The organism is Algibacter pectinivorans (assembly GCF_900112595.1).
GTDB lineage: Bacteria > Bacteroidota > Bacteroidia > Flavobacteriales > Flavobacteriaceae > Algibacter_B > Algibacter_B pectinivorans.
In genome coordinates, this window is record NZ_FOMI01000011.1 from 96,808 (window position 1) to 112,103 (window position 15,296).

The 15,296-nt window shown below is 33.5% G+C and carries 15 protein-coding genes; 8 read left to right on the forward strand and 7 right to left on the reverse strand.

The annotated features are described in order from the left end of the window. Positions 1-138: 138 nt before the first annotated feature. From BMY96_RS14585 to BMY96_RS14610, 6 genes are all read right to left on the reverse strand, one after another. Positions 139-345: a hypothetical protein gene (locus tag BMY96_RS14585; RefSeq protein ID WP_092853495.1), complete on the reverse strand. Its 207-nt coding sequence runs from the start codon at positions 343-345 to the stop codon at positions 139-141. An 89-nt stretch (positions 346-434) separates the two neighbouring features. Further along, a complete protein-coding gene (locus BMY96_RS14590) occupies positions 435-2,858 on the reverse strand; it encodes a TonB-dependent receptor domain-containing protein (RefSeq protein ID WP_092853497.1) in 2,424 nt (807 codons plus the stop codon). Further along, a complete protein-coding gene (locus BMY96_RS14595; protein ID WP_092853499.1) occupies positions 2,839-4,200 on the reverse strand; it encodes an HTTM domain-containing protein in 1,362 nt (453 codons plus the stop codon). Before BMY96_RS14595 ends, BMY96_RS14590 begins: the two co-directional genes overlap by 20 nt. Before the next feature lie 111 nt (positions 4,201-4,311). After that, positions 4,312-5,406: an imelysin family protein gene (locus BMY96_RS14600; RefSeq protein WP_092853501.1), complete on the reverse strand. Its 1,095-nt coding sequence runs from the start codon at positions 5,404-5,406 to the stop codon at positions 4,312-4,314. Between the two features lie 44 nt (positions 5,407-5,450). Then, positions 5,451-6,647, reverse strand: coding sequence for a DUF4856 domain-containing protein (locus BMY96_RS14605; protein WP_092853503.1), 1,197 nt, complete (start codon positions 6,645-6,647; stop codon positions 5,451-5,453). A 186-nt stretch (positions 6,648-6,833) separates the two neighbouring features. After that, a complete protein-coding gene (locus BMY96_RS14610; protein ID WP_092853505.1) occupies positions 6,834-7,697 on the reverse strand; it encodes a hydroxymethylglutaryl-CoA lyase in 864 nt (287 codons plus the stop codon). A 109-nt stretch (positions 7,698-7,806) separates the two neighbouring features. Between BMY96_RS14610 and BMY96_RS14615 the strand changes: the two genes are divergently transcribed. Then, a complete protein-coding gene (locus tag BMY96_RS14615; protein WP_175473587.1) occupies positions 7,807-8,742 on the forward strand; it encodes a T9SS type A sorting domain-containing protein in 936 nt (311 codons plus the stop codon). Between the two features lie 108 nt (positions 8,743-8,850). Continuing rightward, positions 8,851-10,032 carry a zinc-dependent metalloprotease gene (locus tag BMY96_RS14620; RefSeq protein ID WP_092853510.1) on the forward strand — a complete coding sequence of 394 codons (1,182 nt, stop codon included), beginning with the start codon at positions 8,851-8,853 and terminating at the stop codon, positions 10,030-10,032. Here BMY96_RS14620 and BMY96_RS14625 read toward each other — a convergent pair whose 3' ends face one another. Next, the gene (locus BMY96_RS14625; RefSeq protein ID WP_092853512.1) at positions 10,033-11,064 is read right to left on the reverse strand and encodes a quinone-dependent dihydroorotate dehydrogenase; all 1,032 of its coding nucleotides are present in this window, start codon (positions 11,062-11,064) and stop codon (positions 10,033-10,035) included. Between the two features lie 180 nt (positions 11,065-11,244). Here BMY96_RS14625 and pepT point away from each other — a divergent pair, with 180 nt between their 5' ends. The 6 genes from pepT to rplS all read left to right on the forward strand — a co-directional run bounded on the left by pepT (position 11,245) and on the right by rplS (position 15,208). Next, positions 11,245-12,489, forward strand: a complete 1,245-nt coding sequence (gene pepT / locus BMY96_RS14630; RefSeq protein WP_092853515.1) for a peptidase T — start codon at positions 11,245-11,247, stop codon at positions 12,487-12,489. 101 nt (positions 12,490-12,590) lie between these two features. Continuing rightward, on the forward strand, positions 12,591-13,154 hold the full coding sequence (locus BMY96_RS14635) for an outer membrane beta-barrel protein (RefSeq protein ID WP_092853517.1): 564 nt from the start codon (positions 12,591-12,593) through the stop codon (positions 13,152-13,154). Positions 13,155-13,228: 74 nt separating this feature from the next. Next, positions 13,229-13,453: a hypothetical protein gene (locus BMY96_RS14640; RefSeq protein ID WP_092853519.1), complete on the forward strand. Its 225-nt coding sequence runs from the start codon at positions 13,229-13,231 to the stop codon at positions 13,451-13,453. A gap of 98 nt (positions 13,454-13,551) precedes the next feature. Next, positions 13,552-14,229, forward strand: coding sequence for a tRNA (guanosine(37)-N1)-methyltransferase TrmD (trmD, locus tag BMY96_RS14645; RefSeq protein ID WP_092853521.1), 678 nt, complete (start codon positions 13,552-13,554; stop codon positions 14,227-14,229). A gap of 14 nt (positions 14,230-14,243) precedes the next feature. Then, the gene (locus BMY96_RS14650) at positions 14,244-14,573 is read left to right on the forward strand and encodes a hypothetical protein (protein WP_092853523.1); all 330 of its coding nucleotides are present in this window, start codon (positions 14,244-14,246) and stop codon (positions 14,571-14,573) included. A 284-nt stretch (positions 14,574-14,857) separates the two neighbouring features. After that, complete coding sequence (gene rplS, locus BMY96_RS14655) at positions 14,858-15,208, forward strand: 50S ribosomal protein L19 (RefSeq protein ID WP_092853525.1); 351 nt, start codon at positions 14,858-14,860, stop codon at positions 15,206-15,208. The last annotated feature ends 88 nt before the right edge of the window (positions 15,209-15,296 follow it).

Genomic DNA, 15,296 nt, shown 5'->3' on the forward strand with positions numbered 1-15,296 from the left:
AACGGCATTTAAACTTTCGGCTTGATCTTCTAGAGTTCTAATAGCCATATTTAAAGCATCTTCTGTAGGAACATTAATATCCGTCTTATAGGGTTTATAACCTAAATATGCAATATTAAAAATTGTTTTAGTGTCCTCTTAGGTATTTACATTTATGGAAAACTTTTCGTCTTTATTAGTAATACCATAAGCTATAGGCACACTATCTTTTATACTTTGAAAGTATACGGTTGCGCCCTCAAGTACATAGTCCGATTGATCTTTAACAATACCTTCGGCCGTAAATTTTTGAGCAAATAAAGTGGTGGAAAAGAATAATACTGATAAAATTAAAAAATTCTTCAAGCTGGTTTAGTTGTAATGGTTAGTAATTTTAGACCAAAACAGAAAGTAAAGGTTTAACCTTAATTATGTTAAAAAAAACTTAAAGCGATTTAGAATTTTATTTGCAAAGTAGTATACCAGTTTCTTGGTGCCGAAGGAATAATTCCAGGACCTGGATAACCGGTTGCTCGTCTTGTAAAATAACTATTATCTAACAGGTTATTTATTCCCGTTTCTAGTTTGAAATTTTTGTAGCTGTAAGACACCGATGCATCTAAAATATCGTATTCTGGAATTTCGCCTACTACGCCACTTTCACTAGCCGTTACCGAGTTTGTAGCATCGGTAAATTGGCTACCTAAATAGCTGTATTGAATATTGGCTAAGATATTTTTATAGCCACCGTTAAGTCCCATTTTTAAATTTAAATCTGGAACAAATTCTACTTTATTTCCTTTAATGCCTCCTTTTTCTGAAGCTGTATATTCCGAGTTTATAACCGAGGTGTTCACAAAATAATTAAGTTTAAAATGGTTATTTAAACCTATAATTTTCTTCAAATTAAAATCAAATAAAGATTCTAAACCATACATAACAGCATCTCCAATATTACCACGCTCGTTTTTTATCCTATCATCGGTATCAACAATAGTTACAAAACCTATTCTTTGTTTATAGAAAAGTCCGAAAACACCCAAATCGTAAGACACAGTATTTTTATAGTTTCCACGAATGCCCAAATCTGCGGTAAACCCTTCTTCATCTGTAATATCTGGACTAATTAAAAATGCAGGATTATCAATGTTTATATCTGAAAAGGTTACCGAACGGTAATTTTGAGACACGTTACCATAGACTTCAAGATTGGTATTAGGCTTGTAGCTTAGTCCTAGGCCTAATAAAACAAAGGAACGCTCGAAGTTTTGATTATCTTCAACCGTTTCCTCAAAAATAACATTGCCAGGCGCATCGGTATTTATGTTTTTATAAAAGCCTTCACTTTGCGTTTTTATATATTCGAATCTAAAACCTGGGGTTACCGAAAACTTATCGGTTACATAAAAAATGTTTTCACCAAAAACAGAGGTATTCAAGTTAGGTAAATCGAATTGCGATTGGCTTGGGTAATTAGGAAACTCATCTGAAGCAAACGAAAAATTAGCATCACTACCATCTGTTCCTGGACCTTGCTGCTGATAGTTGTTGGCTTTGTAAAATTTAGCACCAATTAAAAAGGTGGCATCCTTATTAAACGCTTTGTATTTGGTAAGTAACCGAGACTCGAAACCAAAATTATTAAAATCGCCTTTTATTAAATCGCGTTCGGTACCAGAATCTACTTGACTTACTCTATTGGTTCTAAAACCTAATGCATCTCTAGACGCATTTAAACCAAAAAAGTTAAAGGTAAAGTTTGTTTGTTCTGAGAATTCGTGGGCAAATTTTAAATTATAAAGTAGCCAATTTACCTGAAACCAATTACGCTCGCGGTTACTTTGTAAAGGATTTTCATTAAACATAGCATCGGTTAAACCACCTGCTTGCTGCGCTAAGTAATCTAAATAAGTAATTTCGCCTTCTAATTTTGTTTTCTCGTTAAATTGATAGCCAATATGCGCATAGGTATTTACCGACTCGAATTCTGAATTAGGTCTAAAACCATCACCTTTCTTATAATTAACAAAGGCGTAATAACTCAATTTATCTTGTGTACCACTAAAGCTCGTAAAATTAGTGTACAACCCAAAACTCCCTAGTGTGTTTCGGGTAATAACCTCTAAAGGTTTGTTTGGGTTAGGCGATTTCATTTTAAAGTTTATTAAGCCACCAAACTGGGTACCGTATTGCAAAGATGCTGCACCACGAATAACTTGAATTTCCGATAACCCCTCAGAAGCTGGTGTATAATAACTTTCTGGATACCCTAAAACATCGGCACTAATATCGTATCCATTTTGGCGGGTATTAAAATTTGCAGTTCGGTTAGGATCCAACCCACGGCCACCAATATTAAGTTGTAAACCGGCATCGTCGTTTTGATAAATATTTAAACCTGCTACCTGACTGTATATTTGTCGCGCATTATTTGCCGCCAAATTAGCCATAGATTGCTCTACCAAAACCACCTCGGTTTTTTTACCTGCGTAAATAGCCGTTCCTTCAACATCCTTTAAGCGTTGTAATTCGAAAACACGTTGCTTTCTTGCAGTAATTTCAACTTCGGATAAACTTTGGGTTAAATCCTTTAATATTATTTGTAATTCTGAAGTGGTTTCGGGAGTAATTGTAATTTCTTCAACCTCATATTCAAAAGAAAAAAACACTAGAGTTAATTCTTTTTTATTGGTTTGAAACTGAAAATAGCCTGAAGCATTGGTTGTTGCTAACACACCTGAAGCCTTATCGTAAACCTTAACATCGGTAATGGGTTGCTTTGTTTCTGAAAAAATTACCGTTCCTGAAACTTCTTGTTGAGAAAACACAGAAACACTAAAAAGTAGTGCTATTATAATTTTAAAGTCCTTTAATGTCATCCTTAAATGGTAAAATCCAATGTTTTGGTTTAAATGATTCTTTTTCGGCGTACAAATTTACGATTTTATCTATTAAAGGCGCGCTTAATCTGCCATTTAAAGCCACATAACTTTCTACAAACACCTGTACATTTTTATGCCCTTGCGCCGTAAAATGATCGCCTAAGTAGTGTGCGTACTCCAATATAAAATCGGGTTGGGCACTCATTTGCTTTTCTTGAAATGGAGTTAAAAAATCTTTGTTATTCACGTAGAAGGACTCGCCCGTTTCTGAGTTTACAATTTTAAATGTTGAAATACCCATTTTTTCCATAAGCATAACACGCCATGAAAAGCGATAGCCTTCCTCACTCCAAAACAATTCGTTTGGGTATAGCGCATACCTAAAAGGGAGCACTAACTGCACAATAAAAAACAAACCTAAAACTGCAGTTATGGGTTTTCTGAAATTATAATTATAAACACTGTGTTGTACAATTGAATATTTAGAATTTTTAAACGGCACAATACGTTTTATAAAGCTGATAATTTTACGATGTAAACCGGCATCGAAAAAAATTAAAGTAGACACAATCATAATAAACGGAAACATGCCAATTGGAAATAACACCCGAGTAAACACATGAAATATAACCACTAAAGCAAAGGCAAAAACGCGTGTTTTTCTGTAAAGTAATAAAAACGGAATACTTAAATCGTATAAAGCACCACTCCAACTCATGGCATAATGAAACCAATTTTGATGCATTAAAGTATCGCCAATTAAAGGTAAATCGTATTTTGATGGCAACCAGATTTTTAAAGGCTGTGCTTTTAGCAACCAATCGCTATTTAATTTGGCTAAACCTGCATAAAAATAGACTATGCCTAATAAGAGTTTTATACTATCAATTGTCCATTTAGGGATATTGTTATAGCTCTTTTTACGTAACAAACTATCTACCGAAAAGTAGGCATTGGCCGGTAAAAAAATCATTAAAAAGCTTAATAAAGATATAAAGTAATAGTGATTTAGATACGTGGTTTTATCCATTAACTCGATATAAGTAAAACTCAAAAAAAACGTGATTATAGCCCACCTATACTTTAAACCAAGTGCCACAAAACAAGCCGAAAGTCCACAAATAATAAAAACCACATAAGTGTAAAAACCTAGTGGCTTAACCCATTCGAAACCATAATACGTAAAGTGAAATTTTGGTTGGATGTAAAGTGTTTCTATCCAGCCATGATACCAAAAACGAATTATGCTAAAACACATCATAACACCAAATAAAACACGAAATACAGCCAATGGAGCTGCATTTGTAGTTTTGTTTAGATATGTTTTTATGTTTAACACGCTTTTATAAAATGAAGCCTACAAGATTTTAGAAGCCTTACAGGTTATGAAATTAGAAAAAAAGGTTGCCTTTTTTAATAGACAACCTTTTTAATAATGTATATGTTTTATTTAATCGCCATCGGCATCAACGTAATCAACACTAATGTTAAATGCTTGCAGCATATCAACCTTTAAAGATACAACTGCTAATTGAAGTGCATCATAAGCTTCAGTCATTTTAGTGTTATCTGTAGTAACTTGACTATAAAAATTATTATCTAAGAGATTAATTTTTTCTCTAGCATTATCAAACCTAGTATTTATTAGGGCGGCTAAATCACTTCTATCTAACTCATTTAAATAAGAGCTAAAGCTTTCACCTTTTACACTTGAGGAATAGTATGTTCCATTAAATGTATTTTGAGTTGCCAATAAAGCTTCTAAAGCCAGTGTTTTTGAAACCTCTTGATTATAAAAAGCCTCCACTTTTTCCGCTAAAGGATCTGTAGAAAATACACCTGCTGGAATTCCAAATTTATTAGCTCTTAGTCCTTTTTCAAAATAAAAAATAAAATCGTTAACAAACTTATTTACAGCACTTGTTGTTGTATTAGACGTTTGACTAATAAAGGTTGAACGATATGTAGACGTCCAATCGGTTAAAACGATATTCGTTAAGCTTTCCATTTGATTAACTAAATCTGATAAATACATTTTGTACTTTTCATCTTCATATTTAGCTAAAATATCTGCATCATTACCGGCAACACCATTTATCATATAATCTACTGCAGGGAAACCTACGGCATCATTATTATTAGCATGTGTTAAATCGTAAGAGCCATTAGAAATATTGGTTTCAACATCGGTTGTTGAAACTGGGTAAATATTCATTTGAAAACCATACAAAAGCTCTTCAGCCTTACCAATATTGAACATTTCAACATGTTGCCAAACTTTGTAAGCCTCTAGCCACGATGCTCTTAATTCATCCAGATTCGTTTGATTTGCATCTGCTATAAAAGCATCTTTATCCGTTTTTAAAGTTTCTAGTTTTAGTGATAAGTCTTGAAACGCTGGAATAATAATATTATCGGCCAAATTGGTTAATAAGGCACCACGATTAAAATTATCTGTTACCGTAGGGCTATCATCAGACGACGATGAACTACAAGCTACTACAAGCGCAAGAACTACTGTTGCTAAAAAAAGTTTTTTAATCATTTTGTTTTGCTTTAAATTAAAAACGGTTGTAAAAATAAGGAATATTAATTAGCCGCTGCTTCTGTTGTAAATCCAAATGCTTCAGAAATCTCATCGGACATGGTATCTAAAGTCTCCTCTGTTATATCCCAAAAACCGTTACCTTCCATAAGTTGAGCTAAATAAGCATCTACTTCTGTTTTTGTAAAATATGGTACAGTTGTATTTGGTTTTCTTGTAAACTGTAAGCTATAAATAAATCCGTAAGCTTCAGATAAAGCGTGAAATGCAGAAGCATCATCTACACCTAATTTATTTTTTCCAGATTGCAAGTAATACACGGCTCTTACAGCTGGTATTACCGAAATATTTCCTTTAATAATTTCTGCTTGTGCATCACGAACATCATATTCTCCGGCAACAATGGCAGCACGACCTAATTTAAAGGCGTCGTAAATAGTAGATGCAATTCCTGTAAAATCTTCATCGGCTTCAACACGATCTAAATATTCGTTTAAAAATTGATCGACACCTAAAACCGGGTTTGTTGCAACGGCTTCAGCTCCATATAAATATCCAAAAGCTTCATCCCACTTATGCTCCATTGTGGTGTATGATTTACCTTCCTCTAAAACACCATTAGTATTATTTTCAACATTCGAGCCTGCATCTAAAACCGCTGGACTTAAATAGTTATTTACTATTTGATCGATCATTAAACCACCTATTAAACCTTTGGCAAAAGCTTGATTATATTCTAATCCTTTCGCATTTATATAACGTACTGTTCCACCACCTGATTGCTGTAAAGCTCCTGCAACTCCAACTTCGGCAGTTACACTCCAGCTAGGAAAAACATCGTTTACTTGTTCTTCAATCCAAGTATCAAAATCGGCTTTAATTTCATTTGCCTCTGTTGTATTTGCTGAAAAATAATCGGTTGAAGCTGCTACTTTACTTCTTACACTTTTATCTGAAGCGTTTAAATCTGCATCGCTAAAATCGTTTGCATTTTCAATGTGAGCAAACATAGCATCTATTGTTGCTTCGGTATTAGTTTCTACTTTTAATGCAGTTACTACTTCTTCTGCCATTTTAATTCTAGTAGTTTGACCACTATAACTTACCGTTGAATTACCTTCTCTTGTAAACTCGTAAGTTGAAGGCGCTGTTACTTTAGTTTCTACATTTCCATCATCGTCATTTGAGCATGATTGAAATAAAGCTGACACTACAAATAGACTTAATAATACTTTTTTCATTTTATGTAATTTATCGTCCTATTTAATTTAGACTAATTATAAATAATTTTATTTTACAGCTGCAAATATAAATCTCAAAATACAATTAATCAAATTTTATTTAGAATAAATTAAAATAAGAATTCAAAATTATAAGTATCTTACTAATTATCAGTAAATTAAACTTATTTGTAATGTTTTTTTTAATTAATGGTAATTCTTGAAAATTTTAGAAGCTTCGTTATAGGCACTTTCAAAACTCATAGCATTTAAACTATTGTTATGTTTTGACGTAAAATAGGAAAGTAGTTTTTCGGTTGGCATATTACCAGTTAACTCATCGGTTGCCATTGGGCAGCCACCAAACCCTTGCACAGCACCATCAAAACGATAACAACCGGAATTGTAGGCGGAATCAACTTTTTCAAACCATGTTGTTGGCGTTGTATGCAAGTGTGCCCCAAATTCTATGTTTGGATATTTAGGAATTAAATTAGAGAATAAATAATCGATACTTTCTGGGTTAGAGGTGCCAACAGTATCACTTAAAGACAAAATTTTAACACCCATAGTTGCTAATTTTTCGGTCCACTCGCCTACTATGTCTACATTCCATGGATCGCCATAAGGATTTCCAAATCCCATAGAAATATACACAACCACTTGCTTATTTGAAGCATCTGCAATGTTTAAGATCTCTTGAAGCGTATGTACAGATTCGGCAATGGTTTTATGGGTATTACGCATCTGAAAATTTTCGGAAATGGAAAACGGATACCCTAAAAAGTCGATTTCAGGATGTTTACAAGCATCATTAGCACCACGCGTATTCGCTATAATTGAAAGTAATTTACTGGTTGTTTTACTTAAATCTAATTGTGCCAAAACCTCAGCCGTATCGACCATTTGCGGAATGGCTTTTGGCGAAACAAAACTGCCAAAATCGATAGTATCAAAACCTACTCGCAATAACGATTGAATATACTGCACCTTTTTAGCTGTGGGTATAAATTGCTTTATACCTTGCATAGCATCTCTAGGACATTCAATTATTTTTACTGGTTTTTTCATTATTTACTATCAGAATTCAACGGTTAAAAATACTATTATTTTTAAGAATGCAAGTTTTAAACTATAAATACGACTCAATATTATGTTACACCAACTAAAATCTCATTTTATGAGAAATACTATACTCTTACTAATACCTTTTTTAATTACCCTACATGATGCCTTTGGGCAGTCGGTAGCAAATTTTAATATTTCCATAACCACCATTTGGAATACTACCGAACATACCACATTACCCAATAATGCGCATTGGTCGCCTTTGGTTGGTGCTACCCATAAAAACCCCAATGCTATTATAGAGTTTGGAATTCCTGCGCCTTCAACAAACGGTATAAAAGATGTTGCCGAAATTGGAGTAAACACTAATTTTGAAAATGAAATAAACACCTTAATTTCCGCCGGAAATGCTAATCAATATATAGAACAGGCTTTTGCTCCTTTTGCTGGTAATACTAGTACGGCTTCTTTAAGTAATATTGAAATTAGTGAAGATTTCCCGTTAATTACCTTAGCATCTATGGTTGCACCTAGTCCCGATTGGTTTATTGCTATTAACAGTTTAAACTTGCGCTCTGGGAACAACAGTATTAATAATGGTTGGAAAGACACGTTTACCTTAGATGTTTTTGCCTACGATGCTGGTACCGATTCTGGAACAGAATACACATCAAATAATAGCATTACAAACCCAAGAGAGCCAATCTCTATGCTTTCGGGTTATCCTATTAATGGTAATAGAATGGCTAGTATAACGTTTCAATATAATACATCCACTTTAAGCAGTACACAAAAAGCTTTACCTGAAAACATAAAAATATACCCAAATCCTTCCAAAGGAAAAATCACCATTTCTAATATTCAAAATTTAGAAATTAGTACGGTAAAAATTTACAGTGTTTTGGGAAGTATAATACAGAACGTGACAGTTGAAAATAGTCCATCAAAACTAGAATTCGACTTATCAAACTTAAAAAAAGGTATCTATTTAGTACGAGTAACTAATATTAATGGTAACCATACAACTCGAAAATTGATAATTAACTAATATCTTTTGTAGTTTTTATTAACCTAAACGATTATAAATTAGCGTTCACCGTTTTTATTCTTTGGTAACGGAAGGAGCACATACATTTGATTTAAATGTTTTGCCCCAATGAAACTTTTAGTCCATAGAAATTACCTCGTATTCCTTTCAATAGTTCTGCTTACGTCTATTGCATACACTCAAAATGAGATAGAAAATCAATGTGGAACTGTTTCTACAACAGAATCTATAAACTTTTATAACAGTATAAAACCTCAACTAAAGGCATTAGAACAAGATTTCATTCAAAAGAAATTAAGTAAAAAAGAATCTTCAAAAGAGCTCTTAAACTTAATTCCCATAAAAGTCCATATTATTAGAAATTCTGATGGTTCTGGCGGACTAGATAGTTCTAGTCTTGAAAATACAATTGCTAATCTTAACAACATCTATGCAAAAGCATACATGCAGTTCTATTTATATGAAGACATTAATTTTATTAATAACAATGCATTAGAACATTTTAATAAGAAAAATGAGAAAAGCTTAATAGAAGCAAATTATGTTTCTAACATTATTAATATATATTTTATTGACTATGTTGAAAACGAGATAGAAGAAAGTCTTTGTGGTTACACCAATAGTATTGGAAAAAACAACGTAATTGTTATTAAAAACAGTTGTGCCAGCAACAATTCTACTTTGGCTCATGAAATGGGACATTTTTTCTCTTTAGAGCATACACATGGTACTAGTAATAGCAAACAAACTACCGAATTAGTGGATGGTAGCAACTGTGATACCGATGGCGATGGTATATGCGACACACCTGCAGACCCAAAACTCTCTAGTAACACTATTAATAATTTTTGTGAGTACACCGGCAACCTTACCGATGCAAATGGTGATTATTATAAACCAGATACGGGAAACATTATGTCCTATTCACGAAGAGGTTGCAGAAATCATTTTACCGAACAGCAATTTGCCAGAATGCATGCCTATTACAAGCTTATTAAAGATAGAATTACAACACCTATAACAGATTTAAACCCTGTTAACGATGCCACTATAAATGCATTATCGGAAGTTACATTATACCCAAACCCAGTGGCTAACGGCTCTATTTTTATAAAAGGGGCTCTTAATGATAATGCACTCCAATATCAAATTAGTAATTATCAAGGACAAATCCTTGCTAAGGGCATCACGTCTAATAAAGCCATTAATGTAAACGAACTAGCTGCAGGAGCTTATTTGATAATTTTAGAGGATTCTAAATCTAGAGTAATTAAAAGATTTATTAAATAATTATCTATTAAGTAGTGCTTTGTTAATTGATTTAATAAGACTTGGTCCTTCGTAGATAAAGCCTGTATAAACCTGAACTAAATCTGCACCAGCATCAATTTTTTCAAGCGCATCTTTTGCCGAATGAATACCACCAACACCTATAATTGGGAAAGCCTTATTACTTTTTTCTGAAAGATATTTTATTACTCGAGTATTTTTTTCTTTTACCGGTTGTCCACTTAAACCACCGTTTCCAATTTCATCTAATCTTTCTTTTGATGCTTTTAACCCACTTCTATCGGTAGATGTGTTACTTGCTATAACACCATCAAGACTCGTTTCTTTTACTAAATCGATAATTTCGTCTAGCTGAATATTATTTAAATCTGGAGCTATTTTTAACACAATTGGCTTTTGTTTACTAAACGTTTTATTTGCGTTTTGCACAGCACCAATTAACTCTAGTAAATAATCTTTATCGTTAAGTTTAGCATGACTGCCAACATTTGGGCAACTAACATTCAACACAAAATAATCTACATAAGGATGCAGGGCGTTAAAACACGTTAAGTAATCTTTGGTGTAATCTTCTGGTTTGGTATCGGTATTTTTACCAATATTACCTCCAATAATAAGCTTGCCTTTATTTTTTTTAAGCTGAACAATAGCGGCATCAAGACCTTCATTATTAAAACCCATACGGTTTATAATACCTTGATCGTCTTTTAATCTAAATAATCGTTTTTTCGGGTTTCCGGCTTGTCCTTTTGGGGTTACCGTACCAATTTCAATAAAACCAAAACCAAAATTGGCTAATTCGTTGTACAAAACTGCGTTTTTATCGAATCCTGCTGCTAGTCCTACTGGATTTTTAAAAGTAAGTCCCAATAATTTTCGCTCTAATCTTTCGTCTTCAACCACATATAAGCGTCTAAAAAGACTTTTAAAACCCGGAATTTTAGACGTAAACTTTACTAAATCGAATGTGAAATGATGAATTTTTTCTGGATCGAAAGCAAAAAACAGAGGGCGAAGTAATAATTTGTACATCAATGTATTTATTTGAAGGTATCTTCCTTTTGCAGAAACACAAAAACCAAGATAATTTCATGCAAAAATAGGTTGAAATCTTCTAAATAAAAAATTAGACAACACGAAGTTAATCAACCGTAATAATTGTAAATTAGTTGCTTGAAAAACAACTCTTTTCTTACTAAAAAATTCATGTACATGATTTCGAAAGCACACATTATAAAACGTTTTATAAGTTACGTTACAATTGATACAGAATCCGATCCAAATTCCCAAACAACACCAAGCACAGAAAAGCAATGGGATTTAGCAAACAAACTTGCCGAAGAGCTTAAGGCTATTGGCATGCAAGATGTAAATATAGATGAGAACGCCTATATAATGGCTACTTTACCAAGTAATGTAGACCACGATGTGCCAACAATTGGTTTTATTTCTCATTTCGATACGTCGCCAGATTTTACCGGGGCAAATGTAAACCCTCAGATTATTGAAACTTATGATGGAAAAGATATTATTTTAAATGAAGCTGAAAATATAGTACTATCGCCAGATTATTTTGAAGACTTACTACAATATAAAGGACAAACCTTAATAACTACCGATGGGACTACGCTATTGGGTGCCGATGATAAAGCTGGTATTTGCGAAATAGTTTCGGCTATGGAATATTTAATTCAGCATCCAGAAATAAAACACGGTACCATTAAAGTTGGTTTTACTCCAGATGAAGAAATTGGTAGAGGTGCACATAAATTTGATGTTGAAAAATTTGGCGCAGATTGGGCTTACACCATGGATGGTAGTCAAATTGGTGAATTAGAATACGAAAATTTTAACGCCGCAGGAGCGGTTGTAAAAATAAAAGGTAAAATTGTGCATCCTGGTTATGCCAAAGATAAAATGATAAACTCCATGTATATTGCTACCGAGTTTATAAATTCCTTACCTCGCTTGGAAACCCCAGAACATACCGAAGGCTACCAAGGGTTTTTCCATTTGCATAATATTGAAGGTGATGTTGAAGAAACCACCTTACATTATATTATTCGCGACCATGATATGGAACATTTTGAGGCACGTAAAGAGGTTATGGTAAAACTCACCACCGAGCTAAATACCCAATATGGCAGAGAAGTTATTTTTACCGAAATTAAAGACCAATACTTTAATATGCGCGAAAAGGTAGAACCTGTAATGCATATTGTTGATATTGCCGAAGAAGCCATGAAACAACTAGACATTGAGCCTTTAATTAAAGCCATTCGTGGTGGTACCGATGGTTCTCAACTAAGTTATATGGGTTTACCTTGTCCTAATATTTTTGCTGGCGGACATAATTTTCATGGACGTTTTGAGTATGTACCAGTAGAAAGTATGATAAAAGCAACCGAAGTGATTTGTAAAATTGCAGAATTGGTGGCTTTGAAACCCATCAAATAATAGGATAACTTGGTTTTGTAAAATGAAACAATCCCATCCTTTAATCTGAAATATAAAAAAACCCAAAGCCATTTCAAACACATAATACACATTACCAAAGCATGAGAAATACTCTTATAGTATTAATACTAGTTTTAACGTCTAACTTAGCTGAAGCACAATTTATAAAAGAAAAATCAATAAATGCTCAAATTGGATACGGTATTAGTGTTCCCTACAATAGTATTGACGACATAGCTGATGATGGCTTTTTCGCGCAAGGAGAATTGGTACTAAAGATTAAATCGTGGGTTGAAATTAGACCCTATGCAGGTTTCATTTCTACAAGTTCAAACGGAAAAGACCTAAATAACAACCCTACTAATGAAAAAGCAGAAACAAAAGCCTTTTTACTTGGTGGAAAAGTAAGAGTACGCGCTCCTATTCCATGGGTAGCGCCATATTTTGAATTAGGAATGGGGGCTTCCATTGGGAAGTTTGAAACATTTACAGCTTTTGATAATATTGAAAAAAGCGGTATTGATTATCACATCCCCTTTGCAATAGGACTGGAGTTAGGAAAAGAAAATAATGTTGATTTAGGATTTACATACTACTTTCAGCCAAACGTTAAACAGTTTGTTGGAGCATTTGCTCTTGGGATTACATTCCCTTTAAATAATTAAAATTATGTTATACAAAAACGTGGTAAGAATCTCTGATTCATACTAAATAAAAGACTAACAAATAAACTATTCTTATGAAATTAAACTTACTGTCATGCGATGCGCTAAGGCCAGATAAAAGAGCAATAGCCAAATGTATTGAAGAGATTTCATTAAGTATAGGTGCGTCTTTATCACATGAACTTACAGACATCCTTTTAGAAGGCGACGCAGTTGATATCGAGGTGAAGGATAAAAACTCGGGGTCTGCGTTAAGAGCTTTACGAAAATTAGATATAGATTATGAAATTTTAGAGTAAACTAAAGCCCAATAAAACGTACTTTTTCGAGTAATCTCAATTCAAATTATAATAGGTATAGAACAATTAAATTATCTTTGCCTTTTTAAAAAGCAAACATGCGCATAGATATTATAACCGTTTTACCAGAATTACTAAAAAGTCCGTTTGAAGCTTCTATTTTAAAACGTGCTATTGATGCTGGTTTGGTAGAAGTCCATTTTCACAACTTAAGGGATTACGCATCAGACAACTATAAATCTATAGACGACACACAATTTGGTGGTGGCGCTGGTATGGTAATGATGGTGGAGCCTATTGATAAATGTATTTCGGCTTTACAAGCAGAACGCCATTACGACGAAGTGATTTATATGACTCCAGATGGCGAAACTTTAAAACAAGGTATTGCCAACCATTTATCGATGAAAGAAAACATAATTATTTTATGTGGTCATTATAAAGGTGTGGACCAACGCGTGCGCGATCATTTTATAACACGCGAAATTTCTATAGGCGATTATGTGTTATCTGGTGGCGAGTTAGGAGCTGCTGTATTGTGCGATTCTATTATACGTTTAATACCGGGTGTATTGGGTAATGAAACCTCTGCCCTAACCGATTCGTTTCAAGATGGATTATTAGCACCACCTATTTATACAAAACCTAGAGACTATAAAGGTTGGAAAGTACCCGAATTATTGTTTGGCGGTAACTTACCAAAAATTGAAAAATGGCGGGAAGAACAAGCCTACCTAAGAACTAAGGAGCGCAGACCAGATTTATTGGACGATTAAACCAACCAGAAACCATGGATAATATACAAACGCAATTTGCTATAGCAGGCATAATTAATGGTCTTGTACAATTTATTATACTAGTAGCAAGCATAATTATACTAGTTAAAAAAAAGAGTATAGCAACGGTACTGTTATGTGTTGGAAGTTTACTTAATATTATTGGTTTTGTTGGCGGATACATTTATAATGCAATTGCCGCCCAAAACGGAACAGAAGCCATACTTAATGCCCAAGTTACCCTGCATTTTTTTAACGCCTTTTCTATTTTTATTTTTGGCGTTGGTTTATTACTGTTAGCTTTAAATCATTTTGTTAAGCAGAGTACAGACAGGCTTATCTAAGCACCTAAAGGCTTTTTTTTTATGTACTACACTGTGTTAAGGATAGTAGCGGCATCCTTTTGGTTTACTAAAAAACCAAAAGATATAGCGGATAGCCTGACTTTTTGCTTTTACCAAACATAAAGTTTACACCTATTATGAAGCAAAAAGAAACACCCCAAAAAAAATATAAATAAAACGTTGCAGGTTACTAATTAATAGTTATTTTTGCACCCAATTTCGGGTTAACCTCTGGCGAGAATCGTGAATGTTGTTCTGAATTAATTATAATTAAATTTAAAGATATGGAATCTTTAGTAAAATTTGTACAAGACGAGTTTGTAACAAGAAAAGATTTACCAGAATTTTCGGCTGGTGATACAATAACGGTATTCTACGAAATTAAAGAGGGTAGCAAAACGCGTACTCAGTTTTTTAGAGGAACAGTTATACAAAGAAGAGGATCTGGAAGTTCAGAAACTTTTACAATTAGAAAAATGTCAGGATCTATTGGTGTAGAGCGTATCTTCCCAGTTAATTTACCTGCATTACAAAAAATAGAAGTTAACAAACGTGGTAAAGTACGTAGAGCACGTATATTCTACTTTAGAGGCCTTACAGGTAAAAAAGCTAGAATTACAGAGCGTAGACGTTAATAACAGTTTACCTGCATTAGCAGTATTTAAAAGCCTTGAGACCTCTCAAGGCTTTTTTTATTAACTATTGTTAATAACTACGGTTGAT